The following is a 16128-nucleotide window of genomic DNA, read 5'->3' as shown; positions in this document are numbered from 1 at the left end:
TAAAAACCAGAGTGCATCGGTGACCGTTCATCTGTGCTAGCATGCCTGGCTCGGGCGTTCGCAGGCTCCGGATGACCTTCAGTCCCGGTTGCGGCCGCGCACGAATTTTCTGATTTGAATCCCAGTCACTCTGGTTCGGTTTTCCGGTTGGCCGCAAGGCTCCTGCCGCTGTAAGGCAGGCGTTCGTCATTGAATGGCCTGGACCGGATCTTGTACTGGCTCATCCCAACCCACGTGACCTTTGGTAGGGGTCACCACTAGGAGAGGAGGCGCCATGCCAACTATTACTCTTCCCGACGGCAGTCAACGTTCATTCGATCACCCGGTTTCCGTAGCCGAGGTCGCCGCATCCATCGGTGCAGGCCTGGCCAAGGCCACCCTGGCCGGCAAGGTGAACGGCAAGCTGGTTGACGCTAGCGACATCATCGACAGCGACGCAACGCTGCAAATCATCACGCCAAAGGATGAAGAGGGGCTGGAGATCATTCGCCACTCTTGCGCCCACCTGGTCGGCCATGCGGTCAAGCAGCTGTATCCGACTGCAAAAATGGTCATCGGGCCGGTCATCGACGAAGGTTTCTATTACGACATCGCCTTCGAGCGTCCTTTTACTCCGGACGACATGGCGGCCATCGAACAGCGCATGCAGCAGCTTATCGATACAGAATATGACGTGATCAAGAAAGTCACTCCGCGTGCCGAAGTGATCGAAGTGTTCAAGGCCCGTGGCGAAGACTACAAGCTGCGCCTGGTCGAAGACATGCCGAACGAGCAGGCCATGGGCCTGTACTACCACGAAGAATACGTCGACATGTGCCGCGGTCCGCACGTGCCGAACACACGCTTCCTGAAATCCTTCAAGCTGACCAAGCTGTCCGGCGCCTACTGGCGCGGTGATGCCAAGAACGAGCAATTGCAGCGCGTTTATGGCACCGCGTGGGCAGACAAGAAGCAACTGGCTGCTTACATCCAGCGTATCGAAGAAGCTGAAAAGCGCGATCACCGCAAGATCGGCAAGCGCCTGGGCCTGTTCCATACACAGGAAGAAGCGCCGGGCATGGTGTTCTGGCACCCGAATGGCTGGACGTTGTACCAGGTACTCGAGCAGTACATGCGCAAGGTGCAGCGCGACAATGGCTATCTTGAAATCAAGACGCCGCAAGTCGTTGACCGTAGCCTGTGGGAAAAGTCCGGGCACTGGGCCAACTACGCCGACAACATGTTCACTACCGAGTCGGAAAGCCGCGACTACGCCATCAAACCGATGAACTGCCCGTGCCACGTGCAGGTGTTCAATCAGGGCCTGAAGAGCTACCGCGAGTTGCCGATGCGCTTGGCCGAATTCGGTGCCTGCCACCGTAACGAGCCATCGGGTGCGCTGCACGGCATCATGCGTGTGCGTGCGTTTACCCAGGATGACGCCCACATCTTCTGCACCGAAGAGCAGATGCAGGCTGAATCCGCTGCGTTCATCAAGCTGACCATGGATGTTTACCGTGACTTCGGCTTCACCGATGTCGAGATGAAGCTGTCCACTCGTCCGGAAAAGCGCGTTGGTTCCGACGAGCTGTGGGATCGCGCCGAAGCAGCCCTCGCTGCAGCCCTTGATAGCGCTGGCCTGCCATACGATCTGCAGCCGGGTGAGGGTGCGTTCTACGGTCCGAAGATTGAATTCTCGCTGAAAGATTGCCTCGGCCGCGTGTGGCAGTGTGGTACCTTGCAGCTCGATTTCAACCTGCCTGTGCGTCTGGGAGCCGAATACGTCTCCGAAGACAATAGCCGCAAGCACCCGGTGATGTTGCACCGTGCGATCCTCGGTTCGTTCGAGCGTTTCGTCGGGATTCTGATCGAGCACTACGAAGGTGCATTCCCTGCGTGGCTGGCGCCAACCCAGGCAGTGATCATGAATATCACTGATAAACAGGCAGATTTCGTCGCTCAGGTCGAAAAAACTCTCAACGAAAGCGGGTTTCGTGCCAAGTCCGACTTGAGAAATGAAAAGATCGGCTTTAAAATCCGCGAGCATACTTTGCTCAAGGTTCCATATCTCTTGGTTATTGGGGATAAGGAAGTCGAGATGCAGACTGTCGCTGTGCGTACTCGTGAAGGTGCTGACCTGGGCTCGATGCCCGTCGCCCAGTTCGCTGAGTTTCTCGCGCAAGCGGTTTCCCGGCGTGGTCGCCCAGATTCGGAGTAATTATTATTAAGCGTGAAATGAGACAAGATAAACGAGCTGCACCGAAAGCCCCGATCAACGAGAATATCTCGGCACGCGAGGTTCGGTTAATTGGCGCTGATGGCGAGCAGATTGGCATCGTCTCGATTGATGAAGCGCTTCGTATTGCTGAAGAAGCCAAGCTTGATCTGGTAGAAATCTCTGCCGACGCAGTCCCACCGGTTTGCCGGGTGATGGACTACGGCAAATCGATCTTCGAAAAGAAGAAGCAGATTGCTGCGGCGAAGAAGAACCAGAAGCAGATTCAGGTAAAAGAAATCAAGTTTCGTCCAGGGACGGAGGAAGGGGATTACCAGGTAAAACTGCGCAACCTGGTACGTTTCCTGAGTGACGGGGACAGGGCCAAGGTATCCTTGCGATTCCGCGGCCGTGAGATGGCCCACCAGGAGCTGGGGATGGAACTCCTCAAGCGGGTTGAACAAGACCTGCTCGAGTACGGTTCGGTCGAACAGCATCCTAAGATGGAAGGACGCCAGCTGATCATGGTCATCGCCCCGAAAAAGAAGAAGTAATCAACAGGGCACGGCAGGCCTTCTGATTATGTTTATCAACTGAATGCGGAGTATCCGAACATGCCAAAGATGAAAACCAAAAGTGGTGCTGCTAAGCGGTTTCTGAAAACTGCTAACGGTATCAAGCACAAGCACGCTTTCAAGAGCCACATCCTGACCAAAATGTCGACCAAGCGTAAGCGTCAACTGCGCGGTAGCAGCTTGCTGCATCCGTCTGACGTGGCAAAAGTCGAGCGCATGCTGCGCCTTCGTTAATTTTTGGATCAAGAATAGAGGAAGTAACTCATGGCTCGTGTAAAGCGTGGCGTCATTGCCCGTAAACGTCACAAAAAAATTCTGAAACTTGCTAAAGGCTACTACGGCGCACGCTCCCGCGTATTCCGTGTTGCCAAGCAAGCGGTAATCAAGGCAGGCCAATACGCCTACCGTGACCGTCGTCAGAAAAAACGTCAGTTCCGCGCTCTGTGGATCGCTCGTATCAACGCTGGTGCTCGTGTTAACGGTCTGTCCTACAGCCGATTCATCGCCGGCCTGAAAAAAGCGTCCATCGAGATCGACCGTAAGGTTCTGGCTGATCTGGCAGTGAACGAAAAAGCGGCGTTTGCTGCGATTGTCGAGAAAGCTAAAGCCACCTTGGCTTAAGTACCCCCGACAGTCACCCGGCCTCACCTCTGTGGGGTCAGGTGTTAAACGTCATAAATAGGGGAAGAGCCTTCAAGCTCTTCCCCTATTTTGTATCTGGAGTCTGTACATGGAAAACCTGGATGCGCTGGTCTCTCAAGCACTAGAGGCTGTGCAAAGCGCTGAAGATATCAATGCCCTGGAGCAAATCCGGGTTCAATACCTTGGCAAAAAAGGTGAATTGACTCAGGTGATGAAGACCCTGGGGAATTTGCCGGCAGAAGAGCGTCCGCAAGTCGGCGCCCTGATCAACGTTGCCAAGGAGCGTGTTACAGGCGTTCTCAATGCGCGCATGGCTTTGTTTGAGGAAGCCGAACTGGCTGCCAAACTGTCTGCCGAATCCATTGACGTGACCCTGCCGGGCCGTGGTCAGACCTCCGGTGGTCTGCATCCGGTAACCCGGACTCTGGAACGTATCGAACAGTTCTTCACCCATATCGGCTACGGCATCGCCGAAGGCCCTGAGGTCGAAGACGACTATCACAACTTCGAGGCGCTCAACATCCCAGGCCACCACCCGGCCCGGTCGATGCATGACACCTTCTATTTCAACGCCAACATGTTGCTGCGCACCCATACCTCGCCGGTACAGGTCCGCACCATGGAATCGAAAAAGCCGCCGATCCGCATCGTCTGCCCAGGTCGTGTGTACCGCAGCGACTCCGATATCACCCACTCGCCGATGTTCCACCAGGTCGAAGGCCTGCTGGTCGATCGCGATATCAACTTCGCCGACCTCAAAGGCACGATCGAAGAGTTCCTGCGGGTGTTCTTCGAAAAAGAACTGGCCGTGCGTTTCCGTCCTTCGTACTTCCCGTTCACCGAGCCTTCCGCCGAAGTCGACATGGAATGCGTGATGTGCAGCGGTAAAGGCTGCCGCGTCTGCAAACAGACCGGCTGGCTGGAAGTGATGGGCTGCGGAATGGTTCACCCGAACGTGTTGCGCATGTCCGGGATCGATCCGGAAGAGTTCTCGGGCTTTGCCTTCGGCATGGGCGTTGAGCGTCTGGCCATGCTGCGTTACGGCGTGAACGACTTGCGTCTGTTCTTCGACAACGACTTGCGGTTCCTCGCGCAATTTCGCTAGTCGTAACGAATTCTTAGGAGAGCAGGATGAAATTCAGTGAACAATGGCTGCGTGGCTGGGTCAGCCCGCAGGTAGATCGCGACGCGCTGGTTGCCCGTCTGTCGATGGCCGGTCTTGAGGTCGATAGCGTTACGCCGGCCGCCGGTGTTTTCAGTGGCGTGGTGGTGGGCGAGGTGCTGAGCACCGAGCAGCACCCCGATGCCGACAAATTGCGCGTTTGCCAGGTCAGCAATGGCGCGGAAACTTTCCAGGTCGTGTGCGGTGCGCCAAACGTGCGTCCGGGCCTGAAGATTCCGTTCGCGATGATCGGTGCCGAACTGCCGGGCGACTTCAAGATCAAGAAGGCCAAGCTGCGCGGCGTCGAGTCCAACGGCATGCTGTGCTCGCAAGCCGAACTTCAGATCGGCGAAGGCAATGACGGTCTGATGGAGCTGCCGGCTGATGCGCCGGTGGGCGAAGATTTCCGTGTTTATCTGGACCTGGAAGACGCCAGCATCGAAGTCGACCTGACTCCGAACCGTGGCGACTGTCTGTCTCTGGCTGGTCTGGCTCGTGAAGTCGGCGCGCTGTACGACGCTCCGGTCACTCGCCCGGTGGTGATGACCGTTCCTGCGGTGCACGACGAAGTGCGCTCGGTAGAGGTTCTGGCACCTGCCGCGTGCCCGCGTTATCTGGGTCGTGTCATTCGCAACGTTGATCTGTCCAAGCCGACGCCGCTGTGGATGGTTGAGCGTCTGCGTCGCGCTGAAGTGCGCAGCATCGATGCCGCAGTCGACATCACCAACTACGTAATGCTCGAACTGGGTCAGCCGCTGCACGCTTTCGATCTCGCCGAAATCAATGGCGGCATCCGGGTGCGCATGGCGGAAGAGGGTGAGAAGCTCGTGCTGCTCGACGGTCAGGAAGTCAGCCTGCGTAGCGATACGCTGGTGATCGCCGACCACAGTCGCGCTCTGGCGATTGCCGGCGTGATGGGTGGCGAGCACAGCGGTGTATCCGCGACCACTCGCGATGTATTCCTTGAGAGTGCGTTCTTCGACCAGATCGCTGTGGCGGGCAAGGCTCGTTCCTACGGTCTGCACACCGATGCTTCGCACCGCTACGAGCGCGGTGTGGACTGGCAACTGGCCCGTGAAGCCATGGAGCGCGCCACTGGCCTGCTGCTGGAAATCACCGGTGGCGAAGCTGGCCCGATCATCGAGACCGTCAGCGAGCAGCACCTGCCGTCGATCGCGCCGATCACTCTGCGTGCGCAGCGCATTACCCAGATGCTGGGCATGGAAATGGATTTCGCCGAAGTCGAGCGTCTGCTCAGCGCTTTGGGTCTGAAGGTTTCCGCCGACGGAGCAGGGCAGTGGCGCGTAGAAGTGCCGAGCCATCGCTTCGATATCAGCCTGGAAGTCGATCTGATCGAAGAGCTGGCACGTCTGTACGGTTACAACCGCCTGCCGGTTCGTTACCCGCAAGCTCGTCTGGCGCCACAGGCCAAGGCCGAAGCGCGCAGCGATCTGCCGGAACTGCGTCGTCTGCTGGTCGCTCGTGGTTATCAGGAAGCAATCACTTACAGTTTCATCGATCCGAAGCAGTTCGAGCTGTTCAACCCGGGCGTTGAGCCGCTGCTGTTGGCGAACCCGATCTCCAATGACATGGCCGCCATGCGTTCGTCGCTGTGGCCGGGTCTGGTCAAGGCGCTGCAGCACAACCTCAACCGTCAGCAGGATCGCGTTCGTCTGTTCGAGAGCGGTCTGCGCTTTGTAGGTCAGCTGGAAGGTCTGAAACAAGAGCCGATGATCGCCGGTGTGGTGTGCGGCAGCCGTCTGCCGGAAGGCTGGGCGCAAGGTCGCGACACCGTTGACTTCTTCGACGTCAAGGCTGACGTAGAAGCGGTGCTGGGCTTTGCTGGTGCGCTGGACCAGTTCACTTTTGCACCGGGTAAACATCCTGCACTGCATCCTGGTCAGACCGCACGCATCGAGCGGGAAGGGCGTGAAGTCGGCTTTATCGGCGCGATTCATCCTGAGTTGTCGAAATCCCTGGGTCTCGACCGTCCGGTCTTCGTCTTCGAGCTGATTCTGGCTGAAGTCGCTTTGGGTAAAATGCCGAAATTCCATGAGTTGTCGCGCTTTCCTGAAGTGCGTCGTGACCTGGCACTGATTGCGCACAAAGACGTCGCAGCCTCGGCTGTACTGGACGTAATCCGTGAAAATGCAGGCGAATGGCTGACAGACCTCAGGCTATTTGACGTGTATCAGGGTAAAGGCATTGATCCTGATAGAAAAAGCCTTGCAGTCGGCTTGACCTGGCAGCATCCATCGCGCACTCTTAATGACGATGAGGTGAATTCGACGACGCAAAATATCCTCACCTCGCTCGAACAAAGGTTGAACGCCACGTTAAGGAAGTGACGTATGGGGGCTTTGACGAAAGCTGAGATGGCGGAACGTCTGTATGAAGAGCTGGGCCTGAACAAGCGGGAAGCCAAGGAATTGGTGGAGCTGTTTTTCGAGGAAATCAGGCACGCTCTCGAAGACAACGAGCAGGTCAAATTGTCGGGTTTCGGCAATTTCGACCTTCGGGACAAACGCCAGCGGCCTGGCCGCAACCCGAAAACGGGGGAAGAAATCCCGATCACGGCTCGCCGTGTGGTCACCTTTCGTCCAGGGCAGAAGTTGAAGGCCCGAGTTGAGGCTTATGCTGGAACCAAGTCATAACGACGAACTACCCGTCATCCCGGGCAAACGCTACTTCACCATCGGTGAAGTCAGCGAGCTGTGTGCGGTAAAACCACACGTGCTGCGCTATTGGGAGCAGGAGTTTCCTCAGCTCAACCCCGTCAAACGCCGCGGAAACCGCCGGTATTATCAGCGACAGGACGTGCTGATGATCCGGCAGATCCGCGCGCTCCTTTACGATCAGGGGTTCACCATCGGCGGCGCACGTCTGCGTCTGTCCGGCGATGAAGCCAAAGACGACACCACCCAATACAAGCAAATGATCCGCCAGATGATCGCCGAGCTCGAAGACGTTCTGGTGGTTCTCAAGAAATAATTTCCTGCTTTTAAATACTTCCAGTTTTCAAAAGCTTGCGATATATTCTTGAGCGTTCTTCGAGACGAAGAGCGAGTTTCACGCCTAGTCGGGGCGTAGCGCAGTCCGGTAGCGCACTAGCATGGGGTGCTAGGGGTCGAGTGTTCGAATCACTCCGTCCCGACCATTATTCCTGAGTAAAATCAGACATTTAAGCCGATCACCTGGATCGGCTTTTTTGTGCCCGCGAAAAATTGCTGTTGCAGCAAAACCGTTCAAGGTTTCTTTTGTTCAACTCCATCCTTCGACCCGCTGGATGTTTGTGCATCCTTCTCTGTCTCGTGGGACTCTGCACCGGAGTTCGACCCCGAGGCTTCTTCACCCTTTTTATCGGCCTTGTCTTCCTTGGATTCGGTGCCTCCCTGATTGACCCCTGGAATTCCGGTAGGCGGTACGCTGCTTCCCGCCATCGCCAGCGGTGCGGTGGCAGATAAAAGACTTCCAAGCATGAGGGCTGCAATGGTTCTGTTCATCGTCGGGGCTTCCGCGTCAGGTGAATAGAGTTTGGAAGTTCTGACTCGGGGTAAAGTGCCGGTCAACTGACGGGCGGGAACTCATAGCTATTCTTCACGCACGCCCGCTATAGATGTGGTTCAGCAAGAACAGCTCGATGATCGCCACAAAGACGCAGGTCACGACAAATCCGCGGGTGAAGACTCTGCGAGGCTTTTGGCCGGACGTCTGGAAGCCGTCAAGAATCGATAGCAGGTTTGAAAAAAAATCCAGTAAGTCCATCCGTTTTTGTCCTTCGTTCGGTGCCGGTATCGCGGTGCGGCGCAGTTTATCTCATCGACTCAATTGGTCACGGTCATGTTTCACTGCTCACGCAACTGGCTCCATTCAATGCCGAACCGTCCGAGGTACTTCCTCAATCGGTCCGCATCATTGGGCTGCGCCTTCGCCTGTCGCGACACACCGAACAGTCGCCTGCCAGCATCCGACAAGCTGTCTGCCTGTCTACAAACCTCAAGCACTGCTTTCAATTGCAATCGATCAAACAGATCCAGCGTCTCGGCATCGCCCGGCAAGTCATTCGTCATCCCGGCCGGTTGCGCCAGGCCCCACGCATACCGCAGCCGATCAATTTCCTCCTCGACCTGCGCTTCATCGATTCGCCCGCTGTCGGCCAGCGTCGCCATGCGCGTGATCGAGGCCGAAAGCTCGCGGAAGTTGCCCAGCCACGCAGCTTCCCTTGAGCTGGCGAAACTCAGGTAGCGCCGTCGGGCTTCAAGGTTGAAGCGCACCAGTTGGCCGTGTTCGCGAGCATGGCGTTCGAGCTCGAAATCGATGTTGGGTTCGATGTCTTCGCGGCGACCCGCCAGGCCCGGCAGGTCGAACGTCCAGAGGTTGATCCGTGCGTAGAGATCTTCCCTGAACAGACCTTCGGCGACGCGACTGCGCAGGTCGCGGTGGGTGCCGGCGATGATCAGGAAGTCGCTGTCGACCTCCTTGTCCGAGCCCAGCGGGAAGAAGCGCTTCTCTTCTATGGCCTTGAGCAGCATGGCTTGTTCGTCCGCGCCCAGCTCGCCGATCTCGTCGAGAAACAACATGCCGCCGTCAGCGGCCCGCAGCAGACCATCGCGGGCGTTTTGCGCGCCGGTAAAGGCGCCTTTGACGTGGCCGAACAGCGCGGACATTGCCCCATCGCCACGCAGGGTAGCGCAGTTCACTTCAACGAAACGCCCCTGCATTTGATGGCGACTGCGTTTGAGCTCGTAGATACGTCGGGCGAGAAAGGACTTGCCGGCGCCGGTCGGGCCGATCAGCAGCATCGGCGCTTTCGAGCGCACGGCCACGCGTTCGATCTGCTCGATCGAGCGGTTGAATGCGGTGTTGCGGGTGGCGATGCCGGACTTGAGAAACTCCAGGCCTTCCAGACGTCTGTGGGTGAAGCGTGAAGCAATCCGGTCGTAGCGCGACAGATCCAGGTCGATCAGGGCGTGGGTGCCGGTGGCCGGTTCTTCTTCGCTCTTGCGGCGGGCGGGGGAGGTCTGGATCAGGCGCGCGGGCAGGTAGCGCGCCTCGGTCAGCAAGAACCAGCAGATCTGCGCGACGTGGGTCCCCGTGGTGATGTGCACCAGATAGTCCTCACGCTCGGTATCGAAGGTGTACTCGGAGGTGAAGTCGTGGAGTGCGCCGTAGACCTCTTCGAAATCCCAGGGGTTGCGCAACGCCATCGGGTGCAGGCGCACTTCCGTGCCCGGAGACACCTGACGGATGTCCTCGCGAATGCGTTCGGCCAGGCTCGCGTCCCGTGCATCTGTGCCGTGTATCAGTTCCAGGCGATGGATCAATACGTCCGGTTGCTGGCACAGGCCCACGCTAGGCCGCCAATGGTTCCAGCGGTTGGCGCCTTTGCCTACTCGATCGAGGGTGGCGCCGATGAAACCGATGGCGACGGTGCGCTTGCTGGACATTGATTATCCTGAAAGATAAATGACGATATCGAATGATAGTGTTCTAGGGCTTTATTTGTCGTGATGAAAATCAGGTCACGCTCGTTAAAAAAATAAAAACGTTATAAATCAAATAGATAACAATATTTCACGATGGTCGTCAAAAATTGGCACAGCGGCTGCAATACCTCTCGCAACGAACAGGACAACACAGCGAGACGCCACGATGGCCAACTTCAACCTCTTCAATACGCAATCGAAAAACCTGCCGGCGTGCGACACCTTGAATGCTTCCCGAGCCGCGTCTTATGCCTATACGCCCAAGCATCAACTGGCCCAGTTGGCAGTCACCGGTTGCCTGAATTCGACCTTTTACGCATCCGCGCAAAGTCAGTTGGATCAGGTTTTGAAGCTGGTGGCGGAGCTGGACAGCCGTTTCGTGGCAAATGCCGCTCTTTACGCCCGTCAAAAGGGTCATATGAAAGACATGCCGGCGTTGTTGCTGGCAGCGCTGACGGCTCAGCGTTCGGCGCTGGTGCCGGAGGTGTTCGGGCAGGTCGTGGACAGCGGCAAGATGCTGCGCAACTTCGTGCAGATCCTGCGCAGTGGCGCCACCGGTCGCCGCTCCCTCGGTTCTCAACCCAAGCGTCTGGTGCAGAACTGGCTGAACAGCGCGACCGAGCGACAGCTGTTGCAGGCATCGATCGGCAATCAGCCTTCGCTGGCGGATGTGGTGAAGATGGTTCACCCAAAACCGTCCGAGGCTTGGCGCGAAGCATTTTTTGCCTGGGTGATCGGCAAGCCGGTGGATGCACAGGCGTTGCCCGCACTGACTCGCGATTTGCTGGCCTTTCGCAGCGGTGCGAGTGATCAAGTGCCTGAAGTGCCGTTTCAATTGCTCGGTAACGAAACATTGAGCAAGGAGCAATGGGCGGCTCAGGCACGAAACATGGGCTGGCATGGCCTGCGTATCAACCTTAATACGCTGGCGCGCCACGGTGCTTTTGAAGTACCGGGTTGCACCGAATACGTGGCCGTGCGGTTGGCGGATCCTGAAGCGGTCGCTAAAGCGCGGGTGTATCCGTACCAGTTGCTGGCGGCGTACAGGATGGTCGGCGATGACGTGCCGGCGCTGATTCGCGAGGCTTTGCAGGATGCGCTGGAGCTGTCGTTGACCAATGTGCCGAAGCTTCCGGGTGCGGTGGTGGTTTGCCCGGATGTTTCCGGCTCGATGGGCAGCCCGCTGACCGGTTACCGTCAGGGCGCGACCACGGCGGTGCGCTGCATCGATGTGGCGGCGTTGATTACGGCGGCGGTGTTGCGCAAACAACCGACGGCGCGGGTGATGCCGTTCGAATGGAAGGTGGTGGATATCACTCTCAACCCGCGCGACAGTGTGATCAGTAATGCCGAAAAGCTTGCGGGCATTTTCGGCGGCGGAACCTGCTGCTCGGCGCCGTTGAAGAAGCTGGCGGACAGCAAGGCCAGGGTCGATACGCTGATCATGGTGTCGGACAACGAATCCTGGATCGATGCGCGACGCCAGGGCGCCAGCGAGACGATGCTGCAATGGGAACGGATAAAGCGCATCAACCCCCAGGCACGCCTGATTTGCATTGACCTGCAACCGGGTTGGGCGACACCGGCGGCGGATCGTGAAGACATCCTGAATGTCGGCGGTTTCAGTGATGCGGTGTTCGATGTGATCGACCAGTTCACCACCGGCCGATACGGACCACAGCATTGGGTCGAAGCGATTGAACGCATGGGGTGAGGCAATGAGCCGCCCAAAGAATTGATTTGTCACGGGCACTGAATGCCGGTGGGACTACATCCAAGACGTCCCACCAAACCCTTGTCAGTGCGCGTGACGGCACGAATGCCGATGGCTGTACATTTGAGGCCGGCTAACCCCGGTGCGCGGCAACGCGCAACAGTCATCAACCTTTGTCGTGCCACCTTTTTTTGAATCTGCCGGCGACTGCCGGTGGGACTACTTGAAGAATCGAGATGATGAAAGAACACACTTACCAACTGCTGGAAGTCGCCAACGGCAAACCGATCAAGCTCTGGACCGAAGGCGTCCCGGTGGAAAACGAAGCGCGCGAGCAGTTGATGAACACGGCGAAGATGCCCTTCATCTTCAAGCACCTGGCGGTCATGCCGGACGTCCATCTGGGCAAGGGCTCGACCATCGGCAGCGTGATTCCAACGGTCGGCGCGATCATCCCGGCAGCGGTCGGGGTGGACATCGGTTGCGGCATGATTGCCGCGCGAACCTCGCTGACTGCGGCCGATCTGCCGGACAATCTGCATGGCCTGCGCAGTGCCATCGAGCAAGCGGTGCCTCATGGCCGCAGTTCGACCCGGTCGCGCCGTGACAAAGGCGCCTGGGACGAAGTCCCGCAACAGGCCGATCAGGCCTGGGCGGCGTTGAATCCACGGTTCAAGGCGATCACCGACAAGTACCCGAAACTGGCCAACACCAACAACCGCGGACACCTCGGAACATTGGGCAGCGGTAACCACTTCATCGAAGTGTGCCTGGATGAGGCCAACCGGGTCTGGTTCATGTTGCACAGCGGCTCGCGCGGTGTCGGCAACGCCATCGGCAACCTGTTCATCCAGATGGCCCAGGCGGATATGCGTCAGCACATCGCCAACCTGCCGGATCGTGACCTGGCGTACTTCGAAGAAGGCAGCCGGCATTTTGATGACTACGTGGAAGCCGTGGGCTGGGCCCAGGATTTCGCCAAGCAGAACCGTGCGCTGATGATGCAAGCGGTGATTCAGGCCACGCGGCAGATCATCCGCAAGCCATTCGACGTCGCGCTGGAAGCGGTGAACTGCCACCACAATTACGTGCAGAAAGAGCGGCATTTCGGCGAGGACATTCTGGTCACCCGCAAAGGCGCGGTGTCAGCGAAGAAGGGCGAGTTGGGGATCATTCCCGGTTCGATGGGCGCCAAGAGTTTCATCGTGCGCGGTCTGGGCAACGAAGAATCGTTTTGCTCCTGCAGCCACGGTGCCGGTCGAACCATGAGCCGAACCAAGGCCAAAAACACCTTCACCGTCGAAGACCAGATCCGCGCCACCGCGCACGTTGAATGCCGCAAGGACGCTGCGGTGATCGATGAAATTCCGATGGCCTACAAGGACATCGACAAAGTCATGCACGCCCAGCGTGAGCTGGTTGAAGTGCTGCACACCCTGCGTCAGGTGGTGTGCGTCAAGGGATAACGCGTGCCGCAAGGCACGCCGGAACAAGGATTGAAGGACATGAAATTCGAAGAACGTCACCCGCTGTGCAGCGCCATGCGCGCCCGGGTGCTGGAAGAACTGGCGCGCATAGAACGCGAACGCAATGTCACGGTGCTGTATGCCTGCGAATCGGGCAGCCGGGCCTGGGGTTTTGCCTCGCCGGACAGTGATTACGATGTGCGCTTCGTTTATGTGGAGAAACCGGAGTGGTTCGTCCAGGTCGATACGCCAAGTGATGTGATCGAGCGGCCGCTGGATGACGAGCTGGATGTCAGTGGCTGGGAGCTGCGCAAAACCCTCGGGCTGTTGCGCAAATCCAACCCGACCTTGCTCGAATGGCTCGACTCACCGCTGGTTTATCGCAGCGAGACCGCAGCGGTTTCTCAGCTGCGGGCACTGGCCGAGGCGTTCTACAGTCCGCCGGCCGCGCGCAATCATTATCTGTCGATGGCGAAGAAGAACTTCCGTGGTTATCTGCAGGGCGAAAGCGTGCGGTTCAAGAAGTATTTCTACGTCCTGCGGCCGTTGTTGGCGGTGCGCTGGATCGATCAGGGGCGGGGTCGGCCGCCGATGACGTTCAGCGATCTGCTGAGCACCGTCGATGACCGGGCATTGCTCAATGAGGTCGACGAACTGCTCGCGCTCAAGCGCAATGCCGATGAGAGCGCCTACGGTCCTCGTCGTCCGGCGCTGCATGCGTTCATCGAGGCGGAACTTGAGCGAGCGGTACCGGCACTGCCCCGAACCCGGGAGGATTCGCGCCAGCTCGATCAATACCTGCGGGAAACCGTTGGTTTGTACGCATAAGGAAAAAAATGAAACAGGACGTTATTGAACTGGACGGCGCCATCGGCGGTGGCCAGGTGTTGCGCAGTGCGCTGAGTCTGTCGATGGTGACGGGCCAGGCGTTTCGAATAGAGCGGATTCGGGCCCGTCGCAGTCGTCCGGGCCTGTTGCGCCAGCATCTGACTGCCGTGATGGCGGCAGCGCAGGTCTGCGGTGCAAAGATCCAGGGGGCGGAACTGGGCTCGCAGACATTGAGCTTCGAGCCGGGACCGATTCGCGGCGGCGATTATCGCTTTGCCATTGGCACCGCCGGCAGTAGCACGCTGGTGTTGCAGACCTTGCTGCCCGCCTTGTTACTGGCGCCGCAAGCCAGCCGCGTGCGGATCAGCGGCGGCACGCATAATCCGCTGGCACCCCCGACCGATTTTCTCAGCCGCAGCTGGCTGCCGCTGCTGCGACGCATGGGCGCGGAGGTTGAACTGACGTTGCTGCGCCACGGGTTTGTACCGGCGGGTGGCGGTGAAATCGACGTCAGGGTGCAACCATCGAAACTGTCTGCACTGCACTTGTGTGAGCGCGGCTTGCCGCTTTCGCAACAGGCGTTTGCGCTGACGGCGGGACTGGCGCCGAGTGTCGGTGTCCGCGAGCTCGAAAGGGTGGCCCAGCGATTGAACATGGTGTCAGCAGAATTGAACACCGTCATCCTTGATCCGGCATGTGGACCGGGCAATGTGCTGCTGCTGGAATATGCGTTTGAACACGTCACCGAGGTTTTCAGCGCTTTCGGTCAAGCCTCACTGCGTTCGGAGAAGGTGGCGGACGCCGCGATCGATCAAGCGACCGATTGGTTGCACAGCGGTGCGGCAGTAGCGGAGCATCTGGCTGATCAACTGCTGTTGCCGATGGTGCTCGCCGGAGGTGGATCGTTTACCACGCCCAGGATGACCGAGCATTTGCACAGCAACATCTCGGTGATCGAGCGGTTTGTACCGGTCCACATCCAGTGCCAGGAAGAAGGCGCAGACCGGTTAAAGGTTGAAGTTCGCGCTCGGGAACAATAGGCGGCAAATTGCTGGCCCCCGAAAGCTTTCAGTCCCGGCAAACTCGCCTTTTTTCAAAAGGTTAGGTGGGCTATATGCGGACGATTGTCATCACCGTAGCAACGCTTTCCCTCGCTCTGTTCGCGTTGGAGGCCCAGGCCAGGGAACTGAGCAAGAGCCATCGTTTTGCGTGTGCCTGGGGCTCGGACATCGCGGCCGGCGCGCAACAATCGAAGTTGTCAGGGATTTCCCTGTATGGCGCGCGCAAGCGCTTGCAGGCACGCAAGTTTCAGCAACCGTGGATGCGCATGACCGCCATGGGCATTACCGAGCAGACCTATGACAGCGCGTCGCGCCTCAAGCCGGCGGCCGTCAAGCAAACCTACTACGAGCAGTGCGTTCGCCATGAACTGGCCCAGCGTTGAACGAAAAAGCCCGACCTGAAGAGGTCGGGCTTTTTCATGTCCGCTGCAATGACAGCGTCACTTGTCACTTTCGCAATTGACCATCCACGACACGCCAAAACGATCCACCAACATGCCAAAGCGCGCGGCCCAGAAGGTGGCTTCCAGCGGCATGTCGACACGACCGTCCCTGGCCAGGGCGTTAAACACCCGTTCGGCCTCGGCAATGCTGTCGACATTCAGGGAAATCGAACAACCGCTCATGCCTTGGGTCGGGCGATCGGGGGTGGTGTCCGAAGCCATGAGCATTTGATCGCCGACTTTCAGGCAGGTGTGGATGATCAGGTTGTGATGCTCTTTCGGTACATGTTCGGCGGCCGGGGTTTCGCCGAAGGTCATCATCGCTTCGAGCTTGCCTTGCAGGCATTGCTCGTAAAACGTGAAGGCAGCGCGGCAGTCGCCGTTGAAGATCAGGTACGGGTTGATTTTCATGGGTGTGCTCCCGAATAGGCAGTGGAACGCTGCGCGGCCGGGTGTGCCGAAGCAGCGTCATGGATGGACTCCATCCAGCAAAGCGTTAGAACGCCGGATTGCCAGCCGATGCTGCAAGAATTTCCTTTCGGGGTGACCGATGGTCT

17 protein-coding genes and 1 tRNA gene are annotated in these 16128 nt (G+C 58.3%); 14 read left to right on the top strand and 4 right to left on the bottom strand.

Translation table 11 applies throughout. The features are described 5' to 3' along the window. Positions 1-274 precede the first annotated feature (274 nt). The 9 genes from thrS (at position 275) to CAF80_RS20855 (ending at position 7730) form a co-directional block, all read left to right on the top strand. A complete protein-coding gene (thrS, locus tag CAF80_RS20895) occupies positions 275-2197 on the top strand; it encodes a threonine--tRNA ligase (protein WP_039771550.1) in 1923 nt (640 codons plus the stop codon). Then, entirely contained in the window at positions 2197-2748 is a 552-nt protein-coding gene (gene infC / locus CAF80_RS20890) for a translation initiation factor IF-3 (protein WP_169432615.1), read from the top strand. The genes thrS and infC overlap by 1 nt, the downstream gene beginning before the upstream one ends. Before the next feature lie 60 nt (positions 2749-2808). Next, positions 2809-3003, top strand: a complete 195-nt coding sequence (rpmI, locus tag CAF80_RS20885) for a 50S ribosomal protein L35 (protein WP_002553160.1) — start codon at positions 2809-2811, stop codon at positions 3001-3003. A 30-nt stretch (positions 3004-3033) separates the two neighbouring features. Further along, positions 3034-3390: a 50S ribosomal protein L20 gene (gene rplT, locus CAF80_RS20880; RefSeq protein WP_002553161.1), complete on the top strand. Its 357-nt coding sequence runs from the start codon at positions 3034-3036 to the stop codon at positions 3388-3390. 109 nt (positions 3391-3499) lie between these two features. Continuing rightward, positions 3500-4516: a phenylalanine--tRNA ligase subunit alpha gene (pheS, locus tag CAF80_RS20875; protein WP_011333387.1), complete on the top strand. Its 1017-nt coding sequence runs from the start codon at positions 3500-3502 to the stop codon at positions 4514-4516. A gap of 26 nt (positions 4517-4542) precedes the next feature. Next, on the top strand, positions 4543-6921 hold the full coding sequence (pheT, locus tag CAF80_RS20870; protein WP_074687702.1) for a phenylalanine--tRNA ligase subunit beta: 2379 nt from the start codon (positions 4543-4545) through the stop codon (positions 6919-6921). A gap of 3 nt (positions 6922-6924) precedes the next feature. Then, entirely contained in the window at positions 6925-7227 is a 303-nt protein-coding gene (gene ihfA / locus CAF80_RS20865; RefSeq protein WP_002553164.1) for an integration host factor subunit alpha, read from the top strand. Then, positions 7208-7564 (top strand): MerR family transcriptional regulator, encoded by a 357-nt coding sequence (locus tag CAF80_RS20860; protein WP_003179985.1) that lies wholly within the window; start codon positions 7208-7210, stop codon positions 7562-7564. Before ihfA ends, CAF80_RS20860 begins: the two co-directional genes overlap by 20 nt. Before the next feature lie 89 nt (positions 7565-7653). After that, positions 7654-7730, top strand: a tRNA-Pro gene (locus tag CAF80_RS20855). Positions 7731-7818: 88 nt separating this feature from the next. On the opposite strand, the gene CAF80_RS20850 is transcribed toward CAF80_RS20855, so the two are convergent. From CAF80_RS20850 to rtcR, 3 genes are all read right to left on the bottom strand, one after another. Then, complete coding sequence (locus tag CAF80_RS20850) at positions 7819-8076, bottom strand: hypothetical protein (protein WP_074687703.1); 258 nt, start codon at positions 8074-8076, stop codon at positions 7819-7821. A gap of 94 nt (positions 8077-8170) precedes the next feature. Beyond that, positions 8171-8338: a hypothetical protein gene (locus CAF80_RS28910; protein WP_166742349.1), complete on the bottom strand. Its 168-nt coding sequence runs from the start codon at positions 8336-8338 to the stop codon at positions 8171-8173. A gap of 80 nt (positions 8339-8418) precedes the next feature. Further along, positions 8419-10020 carry an RNA repair transcriptional activator RtcR gene (rtcR, locus tag CAF80_RS20845; RefSeq protein WP_074687704.1) on the bottom strand — a complete coding sequence of 534 codons (1602 nt, stop codon included), beginning with the start codon at positions 10018-10020 and terminating at the stop codon, positions 8419-8421. Positions 10021-10225: 205 nt separating this feature from the next. Here rtcR and CAF80_RS20840 point away from each other — a divergent pair, with 205 nt between their 5' ends. From CAF80_RS20840 to CAF80_RS20820, 5 genes are all read left to right on the top strand, one after another. Further along, positions 10226-11773: a TROVE domain-containing protein gene (locus CAF80_RS20840; RefSeq protein ID WP_074687705.1), complete on the top strand. Its 1548-nt coding sequence runs from the start codon at positions 10226-10228 to the stop codon at positions 11771-11773. A 239-nt stretch (positions 11774-12012) separates the two neighbouring features. After that, positions 12013-13239: an RtcB family protein gene (locus CAF80_RS20835; RefSeq protein WP_074687890.1), complete on the top strand. Its 1227-nt coding sequence runs from the start codon at positions 12013-12015 to the stop codon at positions 13237-13239. Positions 13240-13278: 39 nt separating this feature from the next. Next, positions 13279-14067: a nucleotidyltransferase domain-containing protein gene (locus CAF80_RS20830; RefSeq protein ID WP_085667861.1), complete on the top strand. Its 789-nt coding sequence runs from the start codon at positions 13279-13281 to the stop codon at positions 14065-14067. An 8-nt stretch (positions 14068-14075) separates the two neighbouring features. Next, positions 14076-15107 carry an RNA 3'-terminal phosphate cyclase gene (gene rtcA, locus CAF80_RS20825; RefSeq protein ID WP_085667860.1) on the top strand — a complete coding sequence of 344 codons (1032 nt, stop codon included), beginning with the start codon at positions 14076-14078 and terminating at the stop codon, positions 15105-15107. A gap of 74 nt (positions 15108-15181) precedes the next feature. Then, positions 15182-15511 (top strand): hypothetical protein, encoded by a 330-nt coding sequence (locus CAF80_RS20820; RefSeq protein WP_039771542.1) that lies wholly within the window; start codon positions 15182-15184, stop codon positions 15509-15511. 57 nt (positions 15512-15568) lie between these two features. Here the strand turns inward: CAF80_RS20820 and CAF80_RS20815 are convergent, their stop codons facing one another. Continuing rightward, a complete protein-coding gene (locus tag CAF80_RS20815) occupies positions 15569-15982 on the bottom strand; it encodes a VOC family protein (RefSeq protein WP_074687707.1) in 414 nt (137 codons plus the stop codon). Positions 15983-16128 lie beyond the last annotated feature (146 nt).

This window comes from Pseudomonas sp. B34(2017), assembly GCF_002112915.1.
GTDB classification, from domain to species: Bacteria; Pseudomonadota; Gammaproteobacteria; order Pseudomonadales; family Pseudomonadaceae; genus Aquipseudomonas; species Aquipseudomonas pharyngis.
Note: the sequence above shows the minus strand (reverse complement) of the source record. Positions and strands in the feature narration are given on the sequence as shown.

Coding starts and splice junctions, on each gene's coding strand:
- rtcA (WP_085667860.1), top strand. CDS start 14,076: ATGAAACAGGACGTTATTGAACTGGACGGCGCCATCGGCGGTGGCCAG.
- pheS (WP_011333387.1), top strand. CDS start 3,500: ATGGAAAACCTGGATGCGCTGGTCTCTCAAGCACTAGAGGCTGTGCAA.
- rpmI (WP_002553160.1), top strand. CDS start 2,809: ATGCCAAAGATGAAAACCAAAAGTGGTGCTGCTAAGCGGTTTCTGAAA.
- CAF80_RS20835 (WP_074687890.1), top strand. CDS start 12,013: ATGAAAGAACACACTTACCAACTGCTGGAAGTCGCCAACGGCAAACCG.
- CAF80_RS20830 (WP_085667861.1), top strand. CDS start 13,279: ATGAAATTCGAAGAACGTCACCCGCTGTGCAGCGCCATGCGCGCCCGG.
- thrS (WP_039771550.1), top strand. CDS start 275: ATGCCAACTATTACTCTTCCCGACGGCAGTCAACGTTCATTCGATCAC.
- pheT (WP_074687702.1), top strand. CDS start 4,543: ATGAAATTCAGTGAACAATGGCTGCGTGGCTGGGTCAGCCCGCAGGTA.
- CAF80_RS20840 (WP_074687705.1), top strand. CDS start 10,226: ATGGCCAACTTCAACCTCTTCAATACGCAATCGAAAAACCTGCCGGCG.
- CAF80_RS20850 (WP_074687703.1), bottom strand. CDS start 8,076: ATGAACAGAACCATTGCAGCCCTCATGCTTGGAAGTCTTTTATCTGCC.
- CAF80_RS20860 (WP_003179985.1), top strand. CDS start 7,208: ATGCTGGAACCAAGTCATAACGACGAACTACCCGTCATCCCGGGCAAA.
- CAF80_RS28910 (WP_166742349.1), bottom strand. CDS start 8,338: ATGGACTTACTGGATTTTTTTTCAAACCTGCTATCGATTCTTGACGGC.
- ihfA (WP_002553164.1), top strand. CDS start 6,925: ATGGGGGCTTTGACGAAAGCTGAGATGGCGGAACGTCTGTATGAAGAG.
- CAF80_RS20820 (WP_039771542.1), top strand. CDS start 15,182: ATGCGGACGATTGTCATCACCGTAGCAACGCTTTCCCTCGCTCTGTTC.
- rtcR (WP_074687704.1), bottom strand. CDS start 10,020: ATGTCCAGCAAGCGCACCGTCGCCATCGGTTTCATCGGCGCCACCCTC.
- CAF80_RS20815 (WP_074687707.1), bottom strand. CDS start 15,982: ATGAAAATCAACCCGTACCTGATCTTCAACGGCGACTGCCGCGCTGCC.
- rplT (WP_002553161.1), top strand. CDS start 3,034: ATGGCTCGTGTAAAGCGTGGCGTCATTGCCCGTAAACGTCACAAAAAA.